Raw genomic sequence first — 24936 nt, forward strand, 5'->3', positions numbered from 1 at the left:
AGGATGAATCTTAAATATACTTCTATAATAATTACTTTTTTATTAAGTGTAGCATGTTATTTCATACTGCATAGATTCTTAAATACTGCTGTAATCTCAATTGTTGGTGCAGCAGTAATAATGATGATGATGGGAAAAATAAATAATGAGGATATTCCTAGTAATCAGGAAACATAAAAATATATATTCCTGAATTATATCTAAAATATGGTATAATGTTACCAAGAGAATAAAATGTTTTTAGTTAGTCACCCTCCAGTATTTTATCTCTTTCAAAGAGGTCGTTGTGGTTAATCTGACAACAGAGGGGGTGGCAAATTTGAGTGAAACTGTTACTGCGTTGGGATTTATATGTGTTACAACACTTGGCTTAACAGCTATGGTGATTGTAGGAACATATTTAAAAGATAGACTTAAAATTAAAGGTAAATCTTCAGTTGGAAAGTTAACAGAAAATGAAATATCTATAACTGCTGAAGAAAAAAACTCAAAAAACTAAAATGCACCTATTCCACAAGTGCATTTTAGATAACTATTAACTTGTAACCACAAAAACCACAACGGCTTCTTTTAAATATATTATATCACAATTACATTAATATTAAACCTAAAATAATTATTTAAAGTCTATATATTTTCGCTGTTATTAATATTTTTATACTAAATTTATAATTATTTACCATTTTTCTCTAGTAACAGTTACTTGTTATTAAGCAAGTTTATTACTTCATCAGTCTCAATTTTTCCGGATTTAAAACTCTGGTAGGTGTTATAAAGTCTTTTGCTCTCCTGTGGATTTATATATCTTAAGCTTATCATTTTTTTATACAATAATCTTTTTATCATGTTTTTGAATTACTTACTTTCTATATCCCCTTTAATTGCATTTAGAGCTTCTATGACGTTGTTTAATGTTCTAATGTATAAACATTTAAAACGCTCTAAATGACACCTCTATGGCTCTTGAATTTTTGCTATATTCATTTATTCACCACAGTAACATTTATTTGTCTCATTAATATTATAAAGGTATATAACAAAAGATAATAAGGACAACTTTTTATGTCAAGATATAGTTGTAAATATTATAGTGGTTGTGGCAGATTCGGACAAGGAAAAGGAGTAATAGTTATAATAATACTTTTATTATTATGTTGTGGATGCGGATGCGGATATTAAGACTGTGTTTGCTAAAATAGATTATCCAAGGGAAATGAAATTCTTCGTTTCCCTTGGATATGTATTTTTAAAATGGGATATATTCCAAGTGGCTTTGCCACTTGGATGTGACTTTATGGCGGTACCGACCTTATCCTGCCTTAAAAAATAAACACTAAAACTTTCGTTTGTTTTATCCAATTTATTGAAGATACTTTGCACTTCATAACACAGCTGCTGGTATTAGGCCAATTTGTTATGGTGTTAGTTTTTATCAGCTCAAATCCCAATACAAATCTATTCATATTATTGCGTAGATCTATATTATTTTTACTATTATAAATCACAATAAAGCAGTAGATCGCATATTGTAATTATGTAGTTAGTTTGAAAGGAGAATTTTATTGGCCGAAAACTTATCAAATGATACTAATGAAATTCGTGATGAAATGGACTACCATTATCATGAAAATAAATCTTTAGGGATAATGTGTCCTTATCTTGCAGGATATGATGTCCCTATGAGAATGCACCCTCTATATCCAGCAAAAGATATGAAAGGGATGATGCATCATCATAAGGACTTAATTGAGACTGTTCAGGAGTGTGAGGTCACTTGCGAGCATATGACAACCATGATAATTGATAAGCATAATGTTCATATGAGAAAAAAACAGCTCAAATTATTACGCGACTGTGCAGATGTCTGCACATTAATGGCAAAATTCCTTGCTCGTTATAGTGTATTTTCAAAGTCTCTTGCTAAGTTCTGTGCAATTGTGTGTGAAACTTGCGGAAATGAGTGTAAAAAATTTCCTGACGAAGAGTCTCAACGATGTGCTCAAATATGCTTTAATTGTGCAAAAGAATGCAGAGAATTTGCAGTTTCAATGATGTAAAAAGGGTACGGCAACAATTAATGATTTAAACAGCCATAAGACAGTTATTACAATTTTGATAAACTATAAAGCAAAAATGGTACTACTGTTTTGTGGTTGTTAAAACGTGAAATAAGGATAATTCGTATTATAGAAAATTTTTATATTTCGTCATTTAAGCGTTTTTCAGCTTCAAGTAATTTATCATTTAAATTTTCGAATGCATCAATTTGTTTATTATATTCTTCAACGGACGTAATAACTTTAAAAGGATGATTATTTTTCATTATGAATATTTCTTTATCTGTATCAAGTACTCTTGATGTGTTTCTCTGTAAATCAGTATATAGATACAAATTGACTATCATCAATTTTTTCCTTTATCACAGCTACACCCTCCTTATATATTATTATACTTATTGTTTAATTTTAATTGATTTATTAGTAGAATATTTTATCATTTTAAATTATACATAAGAATTATATTGTTTACTAACTAAGGTCACATACTGGATATTAATTCTAGCATGTGGCCTATTTTTATAAATATGTAGGCTATAACTTTTAGTTTCCTTTATATGGTATATGCTTTTCAGTACATGACACTGCTGATATTACCACTATATGTAAAAGAAAAAAATAATGTAAAATATTAAAAATAATGTAAATGTAGTATAATATTCAGATGTAAAGTATAAAATGCACATGTATGTACAGAGCTCTCTAAATTAAAGTTATAATTAATATAAAAAAGGCATAGAAATTCTATGCCTTTTTTATATTATCTTTTTATTTAACTCCTTAGTATAATTTAAATACTTTTGAACTACACTTTTATTAGGGGTAATTAGAATATATCATTATTTACATCTGGTACATTATATAGTGCATGAGTGACATTTCAACAACTTTACTTAAATACTGTCTTGCTTGCTCCATTGATATCCCGCAATTCGTTAATGTCTTTAACATACTAGGGTGATGCTGCTCAAACATTCTTACAATCTCTTGTGTATCTGATTTTATTTTTTCCATATCTTTTTTTGACATATCCATCATATCTGACATTTCCTGTTTCATGTCTGGTTTCTTCTCAGCAGGTGGTATTGTGCTTCCTTTATGAACTTTGTCCTCTTCAAATTCTTCTTTTCCCTTAAACAAAGATTTAGGTTTCACACGCATTACAGGCGGATATATATTTCTATTAACCATCATGTAATAGCAACGCATTGGTGTTATTTCTAATGGCGGATACATGTATTTATACATAAAAACCTCCAATAAAATTTTTCTCACAATAGTATATACTATTCAGAAGGCTTATATTTGGTATATTTGGAGTATCTCCATCATTATGCGGATTTACAACGTTAACCTTAAAATTATACATTTTTATCAAAAATCCTGGCTTATAATAACCTGTAATTTTAGTTCAGATAATAGCCTGAAACGTGATAAGTTCTTTATCAAAACTATTATCAGAATGAACTTTTCTTAAATAACCCTTTTTGAAAGCATAACGACATTTATTAATAATTGAACATAGTATTTTCAATAGTTTATTATCTTAACGTTGTAAATCTGCGTTTTACTGAAGGTACCCCATATATAAATAACACCATGAACAAATTATTATTTAGGCAAGTAATTATGTGTTATATGAACTAACTTGTGATACTAGAATACAACCATATAGTATCTGAAATGGAAAATGTCTAAAAGGTTGGTGTAGTTTCATGTGTATTGATTAAATGTGCAAGATTTAAATATTATTGTTCATAGTTTAACAATTCAACGTAAGTATCATACACTATTAATAACTTAAAAAAGTATATGTAGAGGAGAAGTTATTTTGAAAAGACCATTACTTGATTTACTTAGAAATGGAGGATATGTACTGTATACTAGGCACGGGGAAGCAACAGTTGGAGTAGATCAACCTAATTTGAATTTTCAATACTGTTTTACTCAAAGAAACCTTTCAGAAATGGGAAGGAGACAAGCGATGTACTATGGAGAAATTCTTCGTAGTTTGCGAATTCCTATTAATTATCCTATTCTAACTAGTCCCTTTTGCAGAACTATAGAAACGGCACAATTGGCTTTTGGAAGGGAGAATGTTCAAATCGATTCATTTTGGTTTGAAGTTTATAGGTTAAGTGGAAATTTATCAAGCGTAGAACAAAATAGGATATTAGTTTCCCTTCAGTCAGAATTAGAAACCAAACCCCCTCAAGGAGGTAACAAGGTCATTATTGCTCACAGTTTTCCACAAGGGATTGGGTTGGGGCAAATTCCAAATATGGGAACAGTTATTGTTAAGCCGCTTGGACAAGGAAAAGGTTATGAAATCATTAGTAAATTATCATTAGCTGATTTAGCGAATTTGTTAAGGTAGTTTAAAGAGAGAGATAATCGAAAAAATCTTATTTTATTATAAATTAAGAGAAACTGTATCCCACATATTAGACCTAATAGTTCTGTCACTTAAAAATACTTATAAATAAGCTATTCTCAATATTTTAAAGAAAATCCCAAAAACGAATGTTTATAGAATATTATAAAAGATAGAATAAGCCTACCCAAAATATATAGAATATTAATTCTATATATTTTTGAAAAATGTTATAATAAGTAAGCCCCTAACAAAAATATGATAAGGGAAGTATATGAAAATCCTCCTAAGAACATATTGTGTCTATTTGTTAGGGGTTTATTATGAAGCTGTTTTGTGCTTTATAATACGGAAGCTGATATTATACTTATATAATAAAACTCCATAAAACGGATTCAGTGCTTAATTATTATTGCTTTATAAATAGAACATTTCCATATATAATTCATATAATATATTGACACATAGCTATAATAACAATGAAATCACTTACTTTACACTATCCCTGTGCTAACTCTATAGTTGTTTTTTATCACAAAATGAATAGGAGAATGGATAAGTATTATTATAAGGTACTTAAAATTCTATTTAAGTACCTTAAAAATATTTTACAAAAATAAAAACAATAGTCCTATTTATGATATTTTAGTTTTGAAAAAAGAAGAAAGTAACTACAGCTAAAGTTAAAGGGTACAGTTTTGAAAACTCTTACATGGAGTCTATTTTATTGCTGTGTATTCATTATGAATTCTTTAACAGTTATCTATTTTATTTTTTTTAACATTGGCCTTTAAATTACAACTTGAGATATAGGGATTTGTAAAGATCAATTAAATAGACTTTCAATATAAAATCATTGTAGAACTATCTCAAATTCATGATAGATATAAAATTATAACCCTTTTTATAAAAAGTCCTTATAATATGATGAAGTACAGAATTTTCATCATATTTGTAAGCTGGATAATCGTCATCTTTTCCATAAAGCTTTATAAATTCAAATTCAATATTAGGGTGATAAAAGAAACTTCCTAGAATACCAGGTTTTAAATTATTTATTTTATTAATCATATTATTCAAGTCTTCTTTACCATCAACATAATTAAGTGGAGTAGGAACATAAATAGTTTTACTTGCTTTTGATTTCACATCGTCTTTTGGCTCATAAATATACTTAAAATATTGTTCCATTATTTTGTGTTGATAATCAGTAGCTTCATAGTGTGGAGTTTCAAAAAAAGTGTACGGCAAATCTAAATCATTTGCACATTTTATAGCGAGATCTAGTCTTTCACGAATACTTTTTTCATCAGTATTGTATTTTTTACTAAATTCAATTCCATCTATACTTACTTCATCTTTAAACTGGTGTGTATAACCATGAATACCAATAATACCATTTTTATTAATTAAATAATCCATAGTAAAAATAAAATCTGCATTATACATGTTATAAATTTTTGATGGATCATTATCAATGTTTTTAGTTTTATCTATATAACGAGGCACCCATGCAATATGAAAAGGGATTCCTGATGAATATAAATAATCACCTACTATTCTCAATTTTTCTAAATGCTCTGCCGTATTATATCTTTGTGCGGCCACTATGTCTTCTAACCTTATTAGTGCATGCTTTGGGCTAGATTGATTTTTTGCTGATGGTATTATCTTTTCTTTGTTCCAAAATAAATTAATTTTTCTTTTCTCAATATTCCATTTAGTTTTTAAATCTAATATGGTAGTTAAATCAAATAAAGACATATACATAACGTCACCATTTTTAATAATATTTTTTTTTAGATTGAATTTTACATTAGGATTATTATAGAACCAGTATTTTTTGTCTTTATTGCTAATAAATATATTTTTGTTCTTAACATTAATATTTATTAAGTCATTTGTTAATACCAATCTACCATTAATCCTATCGATTAATCCAGAAAGTGGAATATATAATCTGTTTTTGTCATTATATATTGGTAATACTAATTGTAGTGGTTTTCCTTGAAAATTAATTTTAATCTCTTCTTTTGGTAATTTTAAGTCTGGTAAATTGGTAAATTTATAATTATTTTTTAATTGGAGTTTTGTTTGACTTTCAAATTTTTTAGTAGTATTTGAAAGTTCATTATTATTACAGTTTGTACAAATAATAAGTGTGCTAACTATAATAAATATAAAATATCTTTTTAATTTTGACATTAACATCATCCTTACTATATTCAATAATAAAAAATTATTATTAAAGGCAAATAGCTATAAAGCATTTACTTTGTAACAATCTTTTCCCTTAATATGTGTTATTATTGTAAAAATCATACACTATATATCTATTGAGTAAGGATTTATATTATCTTAAATTCACTATTATACTTATTTGAGTAGATTCCTTACAAGGGTATCTCGTCACTTAACTGAAAACACATTAGTTTTTAGGTCGATATTTTTTTGACTTTTACATACAATTTAAGGAAAATAATTCAAGAAAATGCATGATAGTTAATAAGAATATATCACAGCCTGTAATGCCTATGGAATCTGAACCCATGCTTAAGGGAGAAGAAGAATTTGAAGAAAATAGAATTGATAAGGAAAGCACAATACCACCTGTGAAGCAGATGAAAAATATAGAACATAAGTAAAGTTGTTGAAATGTCATTCATGCACTATATAATGTATCAGATGTAAAGTTATTATAAAATAAATAATCAATTTGTAGGAATGGTATTGGAGAACACCAATGACATTCGTTAGGCTGCAATTAAATGATGTATTATAGTCGTAAGAGTTTTTCCAGCATCACGTTGATCCAAATGACTAATGTAAAAATATCTTCATTTTTCTTGAAAGACATATGCAAATAGTGATTCAGCAAAGCCCAAAAAGCCAAATATACCATTCAAAAATGAAGAAGAATCAAAATGAATTTCAACTGAGAAGGTAAGTAGTAAAAAGATCTTATTTTTACTACTTACCTTTTAGTTTTGGTAATAAGTGGAAAAATATGAATAAATTAGTAATAGTAAAAAAGCATTTAAAAATATTGATAAAATTTTTAAGAACAATGAAAAAGGATACAGAGATACTTAATAAGTGTATTATTATAGGTTCTTTAGTATCAATTGTGCTTTTAATTTTATCCAATTTAGTATTTTCTACAGTATTTAAAATACTGTAAAGTATAAGGATTTATCGGTGTAAAGATTTTTATTAATATTATAGTCACTTTAACTTATTTTTATAACTATTTCCAAATATTCACGCAATAACTTAGAGTATTCTTTATAAAAATGCAAAAACTTTAAGATAGCATTAAAGATTGCTATATAAAGGGATATTTATTATAACACATAACAGTAATAAATTAGTAGTACCACAAGCTAGGGAAGCTTTAAATAAGTTTAAGATGAAATCAGCTCAGGAAATTGGAGTAAACTTAAAAGATGGTTATAATGGGGATTTAACTGCCAGGGAAGCTGGCTCTATAGGCGGAAACATGGTTAAGAAAATGATTGAAGTTTATGAACAGGATTTAAAGTAAAGTATGATAATAAAAGACCTGGTGGGAAGAATTTCACTAGCTTTTATTAGCTTTTATTTTTTATATAAAATTAAAAGCAATTATTTCGTGTTGTATAATATTTTTATAAAACGAAAACAATAAAATCAATGTAAAATTCCCATGGAAAATAATGTATTGGTTATTAATTAATAATTGATATTAACTAATAATGTGTATTTAGCGCTCCATGAAAAATAAGTGCCTGTCATGTAAGGTGCTTATTTTTAGTTTTTTAAAAGTACAACTAAAATAACTAGCATCATTAAAAACCACAATTATATTTATGATACATTATTAAAGTTAAATTTATTTAGATATACAAACTAAAAATGCACCTCTGTTACAAAATGCATTCTTTCCATATTGATTAATTAAAGGAAATGATGTTATTAGATACATTATATCACAGTACATCTAAAATTAAACTATTTAAATATAAAAATTAATTACATTCATATTTTTTAACTAGTCTATAAAATGTAGGCTTTGTTAAATCAAGTTTTTTCATAGCTTCTACAGCTTTAATCTTTCCTGTCTTCCATTCATTATAAACCTTTAACCACTGCTCAGGATATTTTATAGCAGGTCTACCAAACCTAACTCCTTTTTTCTTTGCAATTGCGATTCCCTCAGCCTGTCTGGTCTTGATGGTTATTCTCTCTTGTTGGGCTATGGTACTCAAAACCTCTAAGAGAAGATTATTAATCATGTCCATTATCCACTCTTGACCTTCTGGTATATCTATCATTGTAGTAGGTAAATCAAGTATTTTAATTCTAACACCTTTATTTTTAAAATACTCAAGCTCTTCTTTAATTTGTTTTTTATTCCTGCCTAATCTATCTAAGTTTTTAATATATATGACATCACCTTTATCTGCAACATTTTTTAATAATTGATATTGGGGTCTATCAAAATTTTTACCACTTTGTTTGTCAGTCAGCACAAGTCCTTTATTACCAATATAATGGTCTAATTGGTTTATCTGTCTATCTAAGTTTTGATCCTTGGCACTAACTCGTGCATAACCATATATTTTCATTCTTTTACCTCCGCATCATATATAAACTTAACTATAATTATACTAGAATAGTATCAAAACATCAATGCAATATATGAAACGTTTCAAAATAAATCTTATTAGTTATTGATACGTAATAAAGACTTAATTTACGGTTAGCTATTATTTGTATCAAAAGGTATACCTTTTGATACGAGACTTATCCATAAGCAAATTTTCATACCATCCCATAATTAAATAACATACGTTTTTACCCTAAATAATTAATGTTATACTATATAAGTTATCTTAAACTAAAAAAATATAGCAGAATAATTAATTACTCTACTATACTTTTAATTATAACAAATGAATACCACTAATATTTAATTATAATGATTTTCGAGGTTTTACAAATACATTTATATATTATGTAAAATGATATAAATTATTCAATTAAAATATATCAATGTTACTTATCCTATTAATGTTAAAATTATGAAAATGGTAAACTATTCATACACCCTACTATTACTAATAATCCTCTCTTCCTTCGGTGGCTACTGTAAATTTCACATTGACCTGGATGTCAGAATTACATACTGCTTTATTCCAATTGATAATTATTATAGAATTATTTGCTTATAATTTATTTATATATAGTTAAGTCGTACAGGTAAAATATTGTGTATTAAACTATTAAGAAAAATGGAGGAGTGGTAATGTCTGCTTACATTTACATACAATGTTTCACCAAGTATAGAGAAAAAACCTTTGATTACTTGATAAAAACTTTGGATTAGTTTTACAGGATTTAGGCTTTGATGAAAACTACTTAACAAGTTATGTTGATAATCTGGTGTTAGATGCGTAAAACCAGGTACGTTCCCAATTTGGTACTAATAGAACAGTTCTAATCATATTCTTATATAAAGAAAAGAATACGAAGGAGTGTAAAGTTAGTTGTTAAAAAAAGTTAAAGTTAGTTTACGGCCCATTGTTAGTAAGGTAAATTTACCTACTGTTTTGAAAACAGCTGTGCTTCCGGGTGGCTCAATCGAAAGATTATTTATTGCAACCCAGGTAGGAGAGATCTTTTACACTGGAAACGGAGTTATAAAAACTTTTTTAGATATTCGCCCGCAAATCATAAAACTAGGTTTTTCTGGTGGTAGATATGATGAACGGGGATTGGTAGGGTTAGCGTTTCATCCCCAATTTTATTATAACGGTCTGTTTTATCTTCATTATTCAGTAGCTGGAACACAAGGCCCAGGTGCTCTTCCTAGTTCAGAAGTTTCAAGACAAGGTCTTCCCAAATTTTTTAGGCCTAACCCATGTGATCCCAGAACCTTAAACCTAAAGTGGATAAATAGAGAAATTCAATATGATCATATTGATACAGTTGAAGAATGGATTTTGCAATCGAATGGTCAAGCGCGAAAACGGAGGACATTACTTAATTTAAGAAGACCATTTTTTAATCATAATGGTGTCAATAGCTTAAACTTTTCACCTGAAACAGGAAAACTTGTTTTAACAACCGGAGATGGTGGATCAGGCTATGATCCATTTAATTTAAGCCAGGATGATATGGAAATTGCTGGTAAAATAATTGAAATTGATGTAGTTAAGAATACATTTATCAATAATCCACCTGTAGTCACACGTTTTAATGAACTTCCCGCACCTATTCAGGAAACGCTTACGGTAATTGCCAAAGGGGTTCGCAATATACTTGGCATTTCATTTCAAAGATTTTATAACCAGTATATCAAATATGTAGGAATTGTCGGACAGGATCTGGTAGAGTCAATTTTTTCATTTGTTCATTATAAACCAATACCGGTTGCTCAGCTTATTCAAGCTTCTTTAATGGAATCTGAACCTGACCAAGAAAGATTTATTAACTTTGGCTGGCGAGGGTGGGAAGGTGCTTTTCCTACTTCAATTATAAGGGACTGCTCTGCAAATTCAACTTTGGATGAGGAAACACTTGCTTATTACAATGATGCAGTAAAAACTTCAGTGCAGCGTCTTCAGCCTCTAACTAGTTATTTCCATAAAGACCCCGACCCGATAAGTTTGGAGGAACTGCACTTACAGGAGTCCAATCATATATAGGGAATAAAATTCCCGATTTAACTGGAAGTGTTGTGTTTACCGATTTTGCCCGGGATGAAGGATCTCAACCTCCGATTAGAGGGGTTTTAGCTTATACTAGGATAAAAACAGATTGTAAACTAAATGATTTTAGCGTTATTGAAACTGATTATAATTTTGGGTCTCAAGCAGCTTATTATGCTAGTTTGGGAACGAATCTCAATCAAACCAGACTATATTTAGGGGTTTATGGCTCTATGAATGTGACTGATTTTAACCAAGGTACTGTTTTTGAAATCGTTCCATGATTCATAACTATAAAATTCTACTTAATACCATATAAATCCCTTTCTTGGATTTATTGAATCGAAGTATAAAACAAACAATAGAGAGCAATCATGCTCCCTCGTTTGTTTATTTTTCCGGGAATTTAATAAAATAAAATGCCAACAAACATTAAGACACATTATTCTTATATTGCTCATCAATTAAAATAATACTTAAATAAAAGCAAGAAAAGTACTTTTTCTAATTTATTAGATATTTAGAAGAGTACTTTTTTGTAACAATAATAATAGAAAGTAAACTTTCCATTATTAGTTGGAGGTATTGAGTTGAAGAATAGACTTGCAGAAATTAGAAAACAGCATGGCATTACATAAGAAGAACTTGCAGAGAAACTTGAAGTGTCAAGACAGACAATCGGCTCACTTGAAAATGGACGATATAATCCATCTATAATACTAGCTTTCAAAATCTCTAAATTTTTTAAAGTCAGTATTGAGGAAATATTTATTTATGAGGAGAGTTCAGAAAATGAAAACTTTTAATTACGTATTTATTGCAATAGTAGTTGTACTATTAATTAGTTCATCAGTCGGTATGTTTTTTGTAGGTGGATATACGTCAAAAACTATATCTATGATTTTTATGTCAGCATCTATATATTCAGTCACAAGTGGGATATATCACAATTTTTTTGTAAAAAACAGATAAAGATGAACGAAACATTAGTATTGAAAATAAAGCCAAAGCAAAAGCTTTTGATTTTATGGGAATAGTATTTGGTATTCTTGTAATTATATATGTTTTTTAAATAGGGGGGTTCTATGCGTAAAACCTCGAAATTTTTGACAGCATAATATTTATTCTATTTTAAAGGGTAATTGAAGCATCTTACCATGCTCCAATTACCCTTATTAAGTAAGATTGAAATTAAAATATGGCAGCACCATATAAAAGTAATGTTTCATAAACGATCATTTTTTGAAACATCATATAGCAAACGAATTTATCATATCCATAAGTGCTATTTAAGTTTCAAAAAATGTACCATTATCTATTTATATTTTGGCACGTTTATGGTATTAGGCCCATTAAATAAATAATGTACATAGGTATAAACTCTTTAAAGCCATTTAAACACATAAAACATTTTTGATTTAAACCCTACCTACCTAGCTATTAATTCTCTGTTACAAAAGTTTAAATCGCTTTATTAAGCTTAAAATTCAAGTATTATAATAAAATACTTGAATTATTATATTTAGATATGCTAATTAATATCTAATCCTATAATTTAACAATATCATAAAGATAGTTATTTATATATAATGGGAATTTCTGTAACGTCAAAAATTTCTGGGTTTTGCACATAGAACCCCTTACTGAATAATTTTCTTTATTTAAGGTAAAATATAGAAATGATATATTAAATACTAAAAAAGATTGGAGGTATTGCTGTACTAAACAGCTTAATAAATGTATGAAAATAGGACTTCCAAAAGGATTATTGTACTGCAAATATCATATTTTTGCAGAAACTTTTTTTCAAGAATTAGGAGCAGAAATAATAACTTCTCCTGATACTAACAGATATATACTAGATATGGGCGTAAAGTATTGCGTAGATGAAGCTTGCCTTCCAATAAAAGTATTTCACGGTCACGTAGCTGCTATAAAAGACAAATGTGATATAATTCTTATTCCTAGAATAATGCAACTAAATAAAGATGAATTTATCTGTCCTAAATTTTGCGGGCTTCCGGAAATGGTATTAAACAACATACCTAATATGCCAGAGGCATTAACTTATCCTTTATATGCCTTTTCTAAAAATAAACTTAGAAACTGGATTTTAAATGCAGGCTTAAAATTTAGTAAAAATCTTTTAGAAATAAATAGAGTCTATAAAAAGGCCCTAAAAGCACAAGAATCCTATAATTTACCATTAAATAATATGAGTTTTTCTAGAAATATAGCCTTAGTTGGTCATCCTTATAACTTATACGATAGTTTTACCAATATGAATATAATCAAAAAATTAAATAAATTGAACATAGGCATACTTACTGAGGAAGATATAGATAAAACTCAAATAAATGATGAAATAAAACACTTGTTCAAAAAACCTTTTTGGACCTTTGCTAGAAATTCCTATGGTTTTTCCACTTATCTTGCAGAAACTAAAAAAGTAGATGGAATAATATATGTATCTTCCTTTGCTTGTGGCATAGACTCTGTAGTAATAGAACTTATCAAGGATAGATTAAAAAATTTCCCCTTCTTAGTTTTAAAAATAGATGAACAAACTGGAGAAGCTGGTTTTGATACTAGAATTGAAGCTTTCTCAGATATGCTTGAAAGGAGATGTGAAAATTTATGAAGATAACTTTTCCACATTTAGGGAATACATATTTTGCAGCAAAAGCTTTATTTGATGGATTAGGAATTGACTATATAATACCACCCTTAAGTAATAAAAAGGCTTTGGAAATAGGCTCATTATATTCCCCTGAAGAGATATGTCTTCCTTTTAAAATAATGATTGGTAACTATATTCAAAGTATAGAAAAAGGGGCAGATACAATTTTAATAGTAGGCAGCTGTGGTCCTTGCAGATTTGGAGAATACTGTGAACTTCAAATAAATTTACTTAAAAATCTAGGCTATAATTTAAATTTTATAGTTATAGATTATCCCAAGGATATAGGTATAAAAGAATTTATGCGCAGAATAAATCTAATTACATCAAATAGTAAGAAAACTACTGGAGAAAAGCTTAAAGTAGTATCCATAGCGTTAAAAATAATTAATTTAATAGATAAAATAGAAAGCAAGGCAAAATTGTTAGCTGGTTATGAAGTCAAAAAAGGTGAATGCAAAAATATTTTAAAAGAATGTAAACAAAAAGCTTTTAAAAGTACTTCTCCAAAAGAAATGCTCCATATATTAAAAGAATATATGGAAAAATTAAATGAAGTTTCTATATGCAAAAGTAAAAATCCTTTGAGGATTTCTATAATAGGTGAAATATATACCACCATAGAACCTTTTTCAAATTTATTTATAGAAGATAAACTTATGGACTATGGTGTGTCTACATCTAGATATATCACTCCAAGTTGGTGGGTTAAAAATGCAGCTTTATCTACATTGAAATTAAATTCACTTAATATAAGAAGAGCTTCTAAAGAATACCTGCATCTGTATATAGGCGGCCATGCCCGTGAATGTATAGGTGAAGCCCTTTTATCTCATAAGCATGGATTTGATGGTGCAATTCAAATTTTTCCTGTAGGCTGTATGCCTGAAATTGTATCAAAATCTATACTTCCTACTATATCAAAGGATAAAAACTTTCCTATACTAACTTTAATAGTAGATGAAATGACTGGAGAAGCTGGGTATATCACTAGAATTGAAGCTTTTTTAGATTTACTTGAAAGGAGAAAAAACAATGTATTATATGGGAGTTGATGTAGGTTCTGTAAGTACAGATATAGTAATAGTAGATGAAAATATAAATGTACTAGATTCTCTATATCTTAGAACAAAAGGAAGACCTATAAATGCAATTCAAGAAGGCTTTAGATTACTAAAAAATAAATATAAGAATAAGGATATAAAGGCTGTAGGTACTACAGGCAGTGGTCGACAAATTGCATCCTCTATTATAGGAGCTGACGTAACAAAAAACGAAATAACTTCTCATGCTATAGCAGCCTTAAATTTAAACAACTCTGTAAAAACTATAATAGAAATAGGAGGTCAGGATTCTAAAATAATAATTTTAGAAAATGGTATTGTTTCAGACTTTGCGATGAATACCGTATGTGCAGCTGGAACTGGTTCTTTTCTTGATAGGCAGGCAGAAAGGTTAGAAATTCCTATTGAAGAATTTGGAAATTATGCTTTAAAGTCCAGCTATCCTGCCAGAATAGCTGGAAGGTGTGCTGTATTCGCAGAATCTGATATGATACACAAACAGCAAATGGGATATAGTAATCTAGATATAATAAAAGGACTTTGTAATGCTCTAGTTAGAAATTATTTAAATAATGTGGCAAAAGGAAAAGATATAAAATCCGAAATATTTTTTCAAGGTGGAGTTGCTGCAAACGTAGGAATGAAAGCTTCCTTCGAAGAAATATTAGGAAAAGAAATAATAATTCCTAAAAATTTTAAAGTAATGGGTGCTATAGGAGCTGCTATTTTAGCAAAAGAAGCTTTAGAAAAAAATAATTCTCTTACTAATTTTAGAGGATTTGATCTTGCAAACATAAATTTTGTATCTAAAAGTTTTGAATGTACAGGATGTTCTAATAGATGTGAAGTAGTGAAAATATTGAATAAGGAAAAAACAGTAGGTTTCTTCGGAGGAAGATGCGAAAAGTGGAATAAAATTATTTCAGCATAGAAAATTTCTGTGCTGAAATAATTTTATTCCACTTTTCATAATATATTTGGGGTAGTATGAGCGAAGCTGTCACCAGGGGCAAAGTAACTTATTAATAGTCATTTTGAATGTTACTTAATACTAATAATTTATATTGTTATGTAACATACTTTCTACTTTGCCCCTGATTACACGTTTGCTGGTATTAGGCCTAATATGATATTCTTATAACCCCAAATTGCTTTATTTCTTTAAACATATCAAAGTCTTTCATAATTTCCATAAGTCTTGTTTTAGACTGAAATCGAATTTATCTATATCATTAGTTTTTTATTGGTTCATCATGATTTCTTACAATAGTTATAATAATTTTTTGGGGTATAAAATATACATGCACTAATCCTTCAAGTTGTATATTTCCAATACCATGTCTATAACTTTTATATCCACTAGGAGTTGTTAGCATCAGGAATCTAATTAATCGTATAGGTAAATTTTCTTGTAGTATCCATATATCCTAGGCTTTCATTTACTTTTTTTACTGTTCCCTTTGATAAAAATATTTGTAATATACCAAATATAGTAGTAGTGTTTTTATAAGGATATTCTCATCAGTATTATTTTGGCTTGCGTTTTCATATTACTACAAAGGTCTTATTTTTTATAAATCTTTTTTAGAAACTTAAGCTAATGACATTAGCAACAAACCACCCGTGTTTTAAGGGTGGTTCTGAATACATAAAAATATTTCATTTACTTTTTATACTTTATTATAAATGCCGTATTAATTTTCAGCATATCTTTTTATATCAACAGTAAGTTCAATTAAGGTTTTATTAACAATTCCTTTTATAAATTTCTGTTCTTCTTCACCGCGCATTATAGAGATAGTTGATTCTTCATCATCCTCTTTTTCATAAATTGGATTTGTAGTAATTGATTTCAAGTTATTTAAAACAGATGAAGATGTAACTGAGCAAATATCTTGTTCTTGAACTTGTGGAGCAGGTATAAATGATTTAAATGGTATCGAAACAGTTGTATGGCGAATAACACCGTCTAAAGCGATGCTACTATCTACAACACCGCAGCTTGGTTTAGCTTGCTCCTTCTTATTCTTATTTGTATTATTATTATCACTATTCTTATTATTATTATCACTATTCTTATTATTATTATCACTACTTTTATTATTTTGCATACTTATATAGCCATGGTCTTGTGAGTTATTTGAATTCTCGTTATTATTTTGCTCATTATTGTTTTCAACTTGTGGTCGTTTCATAGTAGTATATATAATACAACTATTTAAATAACCGCTTACTAAAATAGTTCCAGTGGCTACGTTTGTATCTTTTATCTCAATTTCGTTTAGTATATTAATCACTTTTAACACTACGTCTTTCTTAGGAGCATCAAAGATAATTTCTCTTTCGATTAATTCCTGACGTGTTACACTTCCGATTGATTTAAGCTGAATGTTTTTATCCTGTGGATTTAAATTTCTTTTCATTGGAATATTTTTATCCTCTGGATTTGGATTTATTTCCATATAGATATTTTCATCTTGTGGATTTAAATTTCTTTTCATAAAAATACCTCCCTTAGTAGTGTGTTAGTGTAAAGTTTTTCACACTATTTTTCAAATTTTCTCTTTATATATCAAGGGTTACAAAGTTTTTTTGAAATAAAAAACAATCACCCCCTAATTTCATGTTATAATTGAATATCCCACCAAACAAAAATCACATGAAAGGATGTCATTGTCTTGGATTCAATTATAACTTATTTATTTTTATATAATCAATATCTTTTGAAAATAATTTATCAATTACTCTTGTTTATTGCTAAATATATTTCCCTTAAGCAGTGGGCTTTTGATGATTCCCATAGTCCCTAATACCAGAAATTCAAAGTGGATAAACTCCCTAAAATTGTTCGTTTTGAGAAGGTAGACTATCAACTTCTTCTAGCTTACTATAAACATAAATATAATAAACTAATTATGCCTGTTAAAAGACGTAATGGAAAGTCTATTCCTGAAAATATTGTATGTCCTAGATGTGATGCACCCCACCACTATATCTACGATAATAATGGTAATAGAGGACAGTTTCAGTGTAAAATTTGTGGCCAAAATTTCAACGAAAGCAATTACGCTGCTAAACCTATAGTATTTGTCTGCCCTTATTGTGGGCATACTCTTTCACCAAAGAAAGATAGAAAGCATTTTCGTATACATAAATGTGTCAATCCAAAATGCTCTTACTATCAAAGCAATCTTGCCAATTTACCTAAAGGCTTAAATACTTCTGATAAACATAAATATAAGCTCCACTATATCTATCGTGAATTTACTATAGATTTTTTTAAGATGGACTTATATAAACTTCCTAAAAATGCTATAAACTTCAAGTATAAGAAGTTCAATGCCCACATCATGGGACTCTGTCTTACTTATCACGTAAATCTTAAGTTATCCACCAGACAGACTTCTCATGCTCTAAAAGAAGTTCATGGCATAAATATTTCACACACAATGGTTGCTAATTATGCCATGACTGCTGCTGCAGTTATTAAACCTTTTACAGATACCTTTGATTATAAACCTTCAAACATTCTTTCTGCTGATGAAACTTATATTAAAGTAAAAGGCATAAAGCATTATGTTTGAATTGTCATGGATGCCTGTAAAAAGTCTATTCTTGGCTACCAAGTGTCTGATACCCGTGCTGTAGGTCCATGTATTCTTGCTATGCGCATGGCTTTTGAAAAGTTCAAAGAGTTTCCAAATAAATTCCTAAAGTTTATTGCAGATGGTTACAGTGCCTATCCTCTTGCCAGCCAACAATTCAAGCTGACAAATAGATGGGATTTTGATGTTACCCAGGTCATAGGACTTACTAATGATGATGCAGTATCAGCTGAGTTTCGTTGGGTAAAACAAGTAGTAGAACGGCTTAACCGCACCTTTAAGTCTTCCTACCGTGTTACTGGTGGTTACGGAAGTGAAAATGGTGCCCTTTATGGTGTTTCTCTTTGGGTTGCCTATTATAACTTTCTACGTCCACACCCTTATAACTACTGGAAGCCACTAAATGAGTTAGACATTTTAAGCAATGCAGGCAATATGCCTGCCAAATGGCAACTGCTTATTTATCTCGGTCAACAAACCATTCTAAATATGCAGAAAAACCCGGTGGCTTAATTCCTTTTTGTTTTTAGATTTTTGAGCCAGAGGTAAATACCAAGCCACCCTTCGGGCTTGCCCTTGATGGCATTATAAATAAATGCTAAAATGCTGTGAATAAGACGGTGAAATTCATCTGTTTTTGAGTTTCTTCGCCGTCGGTGGCAATTTCAGAGCATTTATTTCTGATGCAGTCAAGGGTGGCGATTATAACAATCAATCCCCATTTTGGAAAAAATTTATAACCATCTCAATTCTTATGAACATATTTTTTAAAATTATTTTTTTCATATCTCACTTTACACTACCTATAATCTTCTTAGTATATAGTTTTTGCACTATTTAATAATATCTATAATAGTTCCATTTGTTACATTGTCTTTGCTACATTTGGAATTTTCATCTAATTATAATATATTTTCAAATTTTTAAAATGTTCATTGTGATTAAGAAAATTTCATATGCTCATAAATAAAATTATAAAATTTATACTTGATAATACTGAGTATAAATCTAATTTTCTTTAAATATATGACATATTATTTTATTTTTATGAATATAAGTAATTTTATTTTTACTATCTTTCACTATGAAATGATCGTTAGTCTCTCCTAAAAATGTTCCATTGATGTAAGAATGTCTATGACCGTATTCAATCATTACTAAAACATATTTTCCTATAGCATCTATTTTTTTGTCTGTATTTTCGTCTAAATGTTCTGACATTGATTTCCTCCCTTCTATGACTAATGCTTCTCACAAGTTTGAAAGTATCAGAATTTTTACAATGTTATAAATTACATTAGTGTAGGTTTAATACATTATACTGACTTCATGAATAAAATGTTCAACTAAATTGTTTAATGAAAAATTATTTTTAGCTATATGAAATTTCCTAAAGATTTAGAGCTTAATACAGTAAGTTTATTGGGACTAATATGATTAAATATTCCGAGGGTATTTTCTTAATGTTATTTCTTGCTCTTTTTTATTGAATTTATCTATTAGGCGTGGCATATGAGTACATTTAATATGACGTTCATAACGCTTTTGATATAGAGTCTTGGGTTTTATATACGTCTTTAAGTACAGAAAATAATTGTTTCATGAGCAGAGCTGAAATCTGGTTATCATGGATATTTTCAGTGGTTAAGTAAAATGAGAATGACAGTATACCTTACAGATGCTTTATATAATAATTTTGAATTTATAAGGGAACTAAGGTATAGGTTTATTGTATCTATAAGGTTTGATTTATTGATATAAAATAGATAAACTATGAATAATTTGATATAATACAGCAGGATATACTACACATATCAATGTAGAAACTCCGATAACTAAATAGTATGGCAAGTTTATTCTTTGCCATACTAAGATAAAAAACTGTATTTTTACATATTTTTATTTCATAAAACATATATTACCGTAAGTCAAGGTGTACCAATGCTTGTTAAAGATTTATTTGAACTTAGGTTTATATATTTTTACTACATAAATATAATACAGAACTCGGCTTATAGACTTATCTGTCCGTTTAAAATATTATTTGAGATATTTCCTCCTTTTAGGAGGTTTTTTTTGTTTTTGGGAGAAATAAAATTCAACAACCTAACTTAGATTTGACAAAGATTAATGTCAGAAAACAGATTGTATCTTCGTATTAGTATATGAGAAGCTTCTTAGGGAGGTAAAAATGTGAAGATAAATGAAAATAATTTTATAGAACAGATAAAAAATAAAAATGAAAGAGCCCTTGAATTTGTAGTGGACAATTATAGTAATTTAGTATTTAAAATTGTACGTACTACATTGACCTCAACATTTCAAGCACAACATACGGAAGAATGTGTCAATGATGTGTTTTGGGCTGTATGGAATAATGTTGAAAGTTTTGATAGTGAAAAGGGAAATTTTAAATACTGGATTACAGCTATAGCAAAATATAAGTCAATAGATTATAAAAGAAAACTTTTTAACCAAAGTAAAGACAAATATGTGGATGATTATAGCATTGAAGATAGAATTGATGTAGAAAATTTAATAATATCAAAGGAAAATAAAGAAGAGCTTTTAGAGGCAATAAGTAAAATGAATTCTTGTGATAAAGAAATATTTATAAGAAGATATTTTTTATATGAAGGAATAGAAAACATAGCAAAGAGCTTTGGAGTTGACAGAGGATTAGTTGATAAGAGACTTTCAAGGGGACGTAAATTTTTGAAAGAAAAACTTATAATCTTGAGAGGAGAAGTATTATGAATATTAATGATTTTAATATGGAAGAAAAAGATATATATATATTATTTAATAGTGTAAAGATTGAAGAAAGCGAGTTTGATTCTATGGATGAAGAAGTAACTGATGCAGAAAAGAAGAGAATAAAGAAAAATCTAAAGAGGAGGATAAAAGCTAAAGGTAAGTTTAAATTATTAAAGTATGGTTCTATAGCAGCAATTTTGAGCTTGATAAGTATAATAGGCATAGGTTGTGTTTCTCCGACTCTTGCAGAAAATATTCCTGTCTTGAATTCAATAACGCAAAAATTAAATGATAAATTTGGATTCCATGGAGAATATGAAAAGTATTCTCAAATTATAAATAGACCTGTTACAAGCAATGGAGTAACACTTACGATAAATGAAATAATAGCAGATGATTCAAAACTTATGATAGGATATACTATAAAAAGTGACAATAAAATTGAAAATTTAGAGATATTTGGTTTGAGTAAGTTTTTACAAATTAATGGGGAAAGATCCGCTTCAAGTGGAAGTTCTACAGGAAATTATACTGATGACCACACATATGTTGGAAGTGAGGAAATTCACACTGATTTATTAAAGAATACTTCAAATAAAATAAATATAACTTTAAATGTGGATGAAATATTAAATGTAAAAGGAAAATGGAATTTTTCTTTTAGTGCGTCAAAAGATGAATTGGTCAAAGATAGTGTTGTATTTAAGCCAAATATTAAGCTTGATTTTCCAAATAGTATTACAAATGTAGACAAAGTTGTGTTCTCGCCTATAGATACTTCTATTTTTGTAAGTGGAAATTATAAAGACAAGGAAAAGGTTAAAAATGATGTAGAAGTAAACCATGATGGTAGCTTAATGGATTATGATTACTGGATTGCTTATGATGATAAAGGAGTTGAACTCATGACTAAAAGCACAGGAGGTGGAGGCAGTGATATTAATAAAGGAACATTTAATGTTGAAATGCAGTACAATAAACTTGATAAAATTCCAAAATATTTAACTATTGTTCCATGTAAGATTATCCCTTCAGGTGGAGGAGGTGTATATACCGATAAGAATGGCAAAGAAATACGCTATACTGTTAAAGGTAAAAAGCCTATAGAAATAAATAACACAATTGATGGGGTATACCCCATAGAACTTTCTCAAGGAAAAATGGGAAAAATTATAATAGAAAAAATAGAAACAAAGAACGACAGTACAATAGTTGAATACAGGGTAGAAGGTAAAGCACCATATTTTGAGGCAGAAAGCTTATGGATAAAAGATTCTCTTGGAAAAATAGTTGATTATAAAAGTTATGATATAAGAAAAGATGAGAACAAGCCAAATGAATTTGTAAGACAATTTGAGAAACTTGACCCCAATAAAAAATATACTATATACACCAATGATTTTAGCAATGTGGAGTTCAGAGAGGATTTAAAGTTTAAAATCAGTTTAAATAAATAAAGTCTAATAAATTTAATATATGTATGTATAGTGTACCAGGCAAGAAATACATTAAAATATGTACCATTGGAAATTTTTTCATAATGTATGAAGGGCTACTTAAGCAGTAAAAAATAACATGTTAAGAATATCCTTTTTCAAGGGTATTCTTGACATGCTTATAATTAATTATTACATTATACTAAAGAGATTAAAGTAGTTTGATATTCTTTAATGCTCTAAAATAATTATAATAGTTAGCTATTTACAGAAAAAATTCTATACTCTCGATTGATTACAAACCACTTTGTTTTACTTGATTAACTTCGACAGCTCCCTAAATAACTGTGTTCCTGCCATTTTCAACAAATCGAAGAGTACCGTTTCAGTGTTACTTACCACAGCTCCCATTGCCGACATTTGAGACAAACCGTTTAAGTAATTTTCTTTTGTACGAGAACATACAGCGTCACCTACCACAAACACCTGATAATTACGAGCAAGTAGATCTCTAACTGTTTGAAAAACACATACATGGGTTTCCATTCCTGTAATAATGATTTTCTTTTTTCCTGACTGTTCTAAGGTATTAATTACTTTATCATTGCAGCCGGAAAACGTAATTTTTTCATAGACTGATACTTCATTAATATTGTAGTGTATTTCTGGAACTGTTTTTCCAAGACCCTTTGGATATTGTTCGGTGATAATTGCCGAAATCCCTAACTTATTGGAGACAGATAGTAAGGTATTGGTATTTTGAATTACTTTTTGGGAAGTGGGCATCGCCGGAACTAGCCTTTCTTGAATATCAATGACTATTAGTGCTGATTCTTCTTGAATTAAAGTAAATTTATCCATTAAATAATCTCTCCTCAAAATATCTAGTATATATATCGTATACATATATTTTTAGCTTACTGAATAACAGTAATTGTAAAATTAAATAAGTCATTACTTTATGATATAATGTTTTTGCTAAAAAATATACATAAAAATGGTATTAGTTATCTTAAAATTAAACCTTTATTTTGAGATTTGTTAGGTTTCTTCAAAATAAAGGTTATAAAATTCATTTGATGACATAAATATTTAAGTTAAAAGTTAACCTTTTGTCCACTATACATACATTGTAAGAGCTTTTTTATCTCTTCTTCAGTTATTTCTCTAGGATTGGAACCAGTGCAAGCATCTATTATAGCATTGTGAGCTATAAAATCTAGGTTTTCATTAAAATCGCTTTCACTTATACCATAATCCTTTATTGTTAGAGGAATATCCATCTTTTTATTCATATCACGAATCATTTCAGTTAATGAATCTATTAATTCATCTTCATTATTTCCTGGGAGTTTGAGTCTTTTAGCTATTTCAGCGTATTTTTCTGAACAAACCTTCTTGTTAAAATCTATAACATAAGGTAAGTATATAGCATTAGCACACCCATGAGGTATGTGAAATACTGCACCAGTTTTGTGTGCTATACTATGAGTTATTCCAAGAAGTGCATTTGAAAATGCCATTCCAGCCAGACATTGGGCTATATGCATGTGTCCCCTAGCTTCTTTATCTTCTTCATAGGATTTCAATAAATATTTATGAATCATGATTATAGCGTGCATAGCAAGTGGGTCTGAAAAATCTGAATGCGAATTAGCAACATATGCCTCTATTGCATGAGTAAGTGCATCCATTCCAGTATGTGCTGTAAGCTTTTTGGGCATTGTTTCTGCAAGAGCTGGGTCTATTATAGCCACATCAGGAGTAAGGTTAAAATCTGCAAGAGGATATTTAATCTTAGATTTATAATCTGTTATTACAGAAAATGATGTTACTTCAGTTCCAGTTCCACTTGTAGAGGATATAGCAACAAATCGTGCCTTTTGTCTTAATTTAGGAATACCAAAAGGAACTACTGCCTTTTCGAATGTAAAATCAGGGTATTCATAAAATATCCACATTGCTTTGGCAGCATCGATAGGTGATCCTCCTCCTATAGATACTATCCAATCTGGTTTAAAGTCTCTCATTATTTCAGCACCATTCATAACAGTATCAACAGATGGGTCAGACTCAACACCTTCTATCAATTTAACTTCAATACCAGCTTCTTTTAAGTATTCCTCAACTTTAGCTAAGAATCCGAATCTTTTCATGGATCCTCCACCTACAACAACTACTGCCCTATTTCCTTCTAGACTTTTTAAATTTTCTAAAGCATTTTCGCCAAAGTAAATATCCCTAGGTAAAGTAAATCTTCCCATTTTTTCC

General features: G+C 28.9%; 26 protein-coding genes and 1 pseudogene. 19 read left to right on the forward strand and 8 right to left on the reverse strand.

Features of this window, described 5'->3' with window-relative positions; translation table 11 throughout:
• The first annotated feature begins 3 nt into the window (after positions 1–3).
• From AB3K27_RS11520 to AB3K27_RS11535, 4 genes are all read left to right on the forward strand, one after another.
• Positions 4–177, forward strand: coding sequence for a hypothetical protein (locus AB3K27_RS11520; protein WP_368487581.1), 174 nt, complete (start codon positions 4–6; stop codon positions 175–177).
• Between the two features lie 133 nt (positions 178–310).
• Complete coding sequence (locus AB3K27_RS11525) at positions 311–499, forward strand: hypothetical protein (RefSeq protein ID WP_368491220.1); 189 nt, start codon at positions 311–313, stop codon at positions 497–499.
• Positions 500–1156: 657 nt separating this feature from the next.
• Complete coding sequence (locus AB3K27_RS11530; RefSeq protein ID WP_368487582.1) at positions 1157–1330, forward strand: hypothetical protein; 174 nt, start codon at positions 1157–1159, stop codon at positions 1328–1330.
• A gap of 232 nt (positions 1331–1562) precedes the next feature.
• Positions 1563–2057, forward strand: a complete 495-nt coding sequence (locus AB3K27_RS11535; protein WP_368487583.1) for a four-helix bundle copper-binding protein — start codon at positions 1563–1565, stop codon at positions 2055–2057.
• Between the two features lie 140 nt (positions 2058–2197).
• On the opposite strand, the gene AB3K27_RS11540 is transcribed toward AB3K27_RS11535, so the two are convergent.
• Together AB3K27_RS11540 and AB3K27_RS11545 are read right to left on the reverse strand one after the other, a co-directional pair.
• Positions 2198–2404 carry a type II toxin-antitoxin system prevent-host-death family antitoxin gene (locus tag AB3K27_RS11540; protein ID WP_368487584.1) on the reverse strand — a complete coding sequence of 69 codons (207 nt, stop codon included), beginning with the start codon at positions 2402–2404 and terminating at the stop codon, positions 2198–2200.
• A 496-nt stretch (positions 2405–2900) separates the two neighbouring features.
• Positions 2901–3305, reverse strand: a complete 405-nt coding sequence (locus AB3K27_RS11545) for a hypothetical protein (protein ID WP_368487585.1) — start codon at positions 3303–3305, stop codon at positions 2901–2903.
• A gap of 583 nt (positions 3306–3888) precedes the next feature.
• Here AB3K27_RS11545 and AB3K27_RS11550 point away from each other — a divergent pair.
• The gene (locus AB3K27_RS11550; RefSeq protein WP_368487586.1) at positions 3889–4434 is read left to right on the forward strand and encodes a histidine phosphatase family protein; all 546 of its coding nucleotides are present in this window, start codon (positions 3889–3891) and stop codon (positions 4432–4434) included.
• A gap of 861 nt (positions 4435–5295) precedes the next feature.
• Here the strand turns inward: AB3K27_RS11550 and AB3K27_RS11555 are convergent.
• A complete protein-coding gene (locus tag AB3K27_RS11555) occupies positions 5296–6636 on the reverse strand; it encodes a DUF2334 domain-containing protein (protein ID WP_368487587.1) in 1341 nt (446 codons plus the stop codon).
• 290 nt (positions 6637–6926) lie between these two features.
• Between AB3K27_RS11555 and AB3K27_RS11560 the strand changes: the two genes are divergently transcribed.
• From AB3K27_RS11560 to AB3K27_RS11570, 3 genes are all read left to right on the forward strand, one after another.
• A complete protein-coding gene (locus tag AB3K27_RS11560) occupies positions 6927–7076 on the forward strand; it encodes a hypothetical protein (protein ID WP_368487588.1) in 150 nt (49 codons plus the stop codon).
• Between the two features lie 362 nt (positions 7077–7438).
• On the forward strand, positions 7439–7612 hold the full coding sequence (locus tag AB3K27_RS11565) for a hypothetical protein (protein WP_368487589.1): 174 nt from the start codon (positions 7439–7441) through the stop codon (positions 7610–7612).
• 156 nt (positions 7613–7768) lie between these two features.
• Complete coding sequence (locus AB3K27_RS11570) at positions 7769–7975, forward strand: small, acid-soluble spore protein, alpha/beta type (RefSeq protein WP_368491221.1); 207 nt, start codon at positions 7769–7771, stop codon at positions 7973–7975.
• Positions 7976–8438: 463 nt separating this feature from the next.
• Here AB3K27_RS11570 and AB3K27_RS11575 read toward each other — a convergent pair whose 3' ends face one another.
• Positions 8439–9038: a recombinase family protein gene (locus tag AB3K27_RS11575; RefSeq protein WP_368487590.1), complete on the reverse strand. Its 600-nt coding sequence runs from the start codon at positions 9036–9038 to the stop codon at positions 8439–8441.
• 921 nt (positions 9039–9959) lie between these two features.
• On the opposite strand from AB3K27_RS11575, the gene AB3K27_RS11580 reads away from it, so the two are divergent.
• The 7 genes and pseudogenes from AB3K27_RS11580 (at position 9960) to AB3K27_RS11610 (ending at position 15798) form a co-directional block, all read left to right on the forward strand.
• Complete coding sequence (locus AB3K27_RS11580) at positions 9960–11120, forward strand: sorbosone dehydrogenase family protein (RefSeq protein WP_368487591.1); 1161 nt, start codon at positions 9960–9962, stop codon at positions 11118–11120.
• A gap of 32 nt (positions 11121–11152) precedes the next feature.
• Positions 11153–11407 carry a hypothetical protein gene (locus AB3K27_RS11585; RefSeq protein ID WP_368487592.1) on the forward strand — a complete coding sequence of 85 codons (255 nt, stop codon included), beginning with the start codon at positions 11153–11155 and terminating at the stop codon, positions 11405–11407.
• A gap of 306 nt (positions 11408–11713) precedes the next feature.
• Positions 11714–11929: pseudogene (locus AB3K27_RS11590) on the forward strand (helix-turn-helix transcriptional regulator).
• Positions 11916–12095, forward strand: coding sequence for a hypothetical protein (locus AB3K27_RS11595; RefSeq protein WP_368487593.1), 180 nt, complete (start codon positions 11916–11918; stop codon positions 12093–12095). The pseudogene AB3K27_RS11590 and the gene AB3K27_RS11595 overlap by 14 nt, the downstream one beginning before the upstream one ends.
• A 769-nt stretch (positions 12096–12864) precedes the next feature.
• Positions 12865–13764 (forward strand): acyl-CoA dehydratase activase-related protein, encoded by a 900-nt coding sequence (locus AB3K27_RS11600; protein WP_368487594.1) that lies wholly within the window; start codon positions 12865–12867, stop codon positions 13762–13764.
• Positions 13761–14858, forward strand: coding sequence for a 2-hydroxyglutaryl-CoA dehydratase (locus AB3K27_RS11605; RefSeq protein ID WP_368487595.1), 1098 nt, complete (start codon positions 13761–13763; stop codon positions 14856–14858). Before AB3K27_RS11600 ends, AB3K27_RS11605 begins: the two co-directional genes overlap by 4 nt.
• On the forward strand, positions 14839–15798 hold the full coding sequence (locus AB3K27_RS11610) for an acyl-CoA dehydratase activase (RefSeq protein ID WP_368487409.1): 960 nt from the start codon (positions 14839–14841) through the stop codon (positions 15796–15798). The genes AB3K27_RS11605 and AB3K27_RS11610 overlap by 20 nt, the downstream gene beginning before the upstream one ends.
• Before the next feature lie 763 nt (positions 15799–16561).
• Here AB3K27_RS11610 and AB3K27_RS11615 read toward each other — a convergent pair.
• A complete protein-coding gene (locus tag AB3K27_RS11615) occupies positions 16562–17368 on the reverse strand; it encodes a hypothetical protein (protein WP_368487596.1) in 807 nt (268 codons plus the stop codon).
• Between the two features lie 324 nt (positions 17369–17692).
• Between AB3K27_RS11615 and AB3K27_RS11620 the strand changes: the two genes are divergently transcribed.
• Together AB3K27_RS11620 and AB3K27_RS11625 are read left to right on the forward strand one after the other, a co-directional pair.
• The gene (locus tag AB3K27_RS11620) at positions 17693–18451 is read left to right on the forward strand and encodes a hypothetical protein (protein WP_368487597.1); all 759 of its coding nucleotides are present in this window, start codon (positions 17693–17695) and stop codon (positions 18449–18451) included.
• Positions 18452–18457: 6 nt separating this feature from the next.
• Positions 18458–18985: a hypothetical protein gene (locus tag AB3K27_RS11625; protein ID WP_368487598.1), complete on the forward strand. Its 528-nt coding sequence runs from the start codon at positions 18458–18460 to the stop codon at positions 18983–18985.
• Between the two features lie 495 nt (positions 18986–19480).
• Here the strand turns inward: AB3K27_RS11625 and AB3K27_RS11630 are convergent, their stop codons facing one another.
• Positions 19481–19693, reverse strand: a complete 213-nt coding sequence (locus AB3K27_RS11630; RefSeq protein ID WP_368487599.1) for a hypothetical protein — start codon at positions 19691–19693, stop codon at positions 19481–19483.
• 972 nt (positions 19694–20665) lie between these two features.
• Between AB3K27_RS11630 and AB3K27_RS11635 the strand changes: the two genes are divergently transcribed.
• Positions 20666–21229, forward strand: coding sequence for a sigma-70 family RNA polymerase sigma factor (locus AB3K27_RS11635; RefSeq protein WP_368487600.1), 564 nt, complete (start codon positions 20666–20668; stop codon positions 21227–21229).
• On the forward strand, positions 21226–22686 hold the full coding sequence (locus AB3K27_RS11640) for a DUF4179 domain-containing protein (protein WP_368487601.1): 1461 nt from the start codon (positions 21226–21228) through the stop codon (positions 22684–22686). Before AB3K27_RS11635 ends, AB3K27_RS11640 begins: the two co-directional genes overlap by 4 nt.
• Positions 22687–22977: 291 nt before the next feature.
• Here AB3K27_RS11640 and AB3K27_RS11645 read toward each other — a convergent pair whose 3' ends face one another.
• Both AB3K27_RS11645 and AB3K27_RS11650 read right to left on the reverse strand, forming a co-directional pair.
• Positions 22978–23526 (reverse strand): hydrolase, encoded by a 549-nt coding sequence (locus AB3K27_RS11645; protein WP_368487602.1) that lies wholly within the window; start codon positions 23524–23526, stop codon positions 22978–22980.
• 236 nt (positions 23527–23762) lie between these two features.
• Positions 23763–24929 carry an iron-containing alcohol dehydrogenase gene (locus AB3K27_RS11650; protein WP_368487603.1) on the reverse strand — a complete coding sequence of 389 codons (1167 nt, stop codon included), beginning with the start codon at positions 24927–24929 and terminating at the stop codon, positions 23763–23765.
• Between the last annotated feature and the right edge of the window lie 7 nt (positions 24930–24936).

Source organism: Clostridium sp. BJN0013, assembly GCF_040939125.1.
In the GTDB taxonomy this organism is placed as follows: Bacteria; Bacillota; Clostridia; order Clostridiales; family Clostridiaceae; genus Clostridium_B.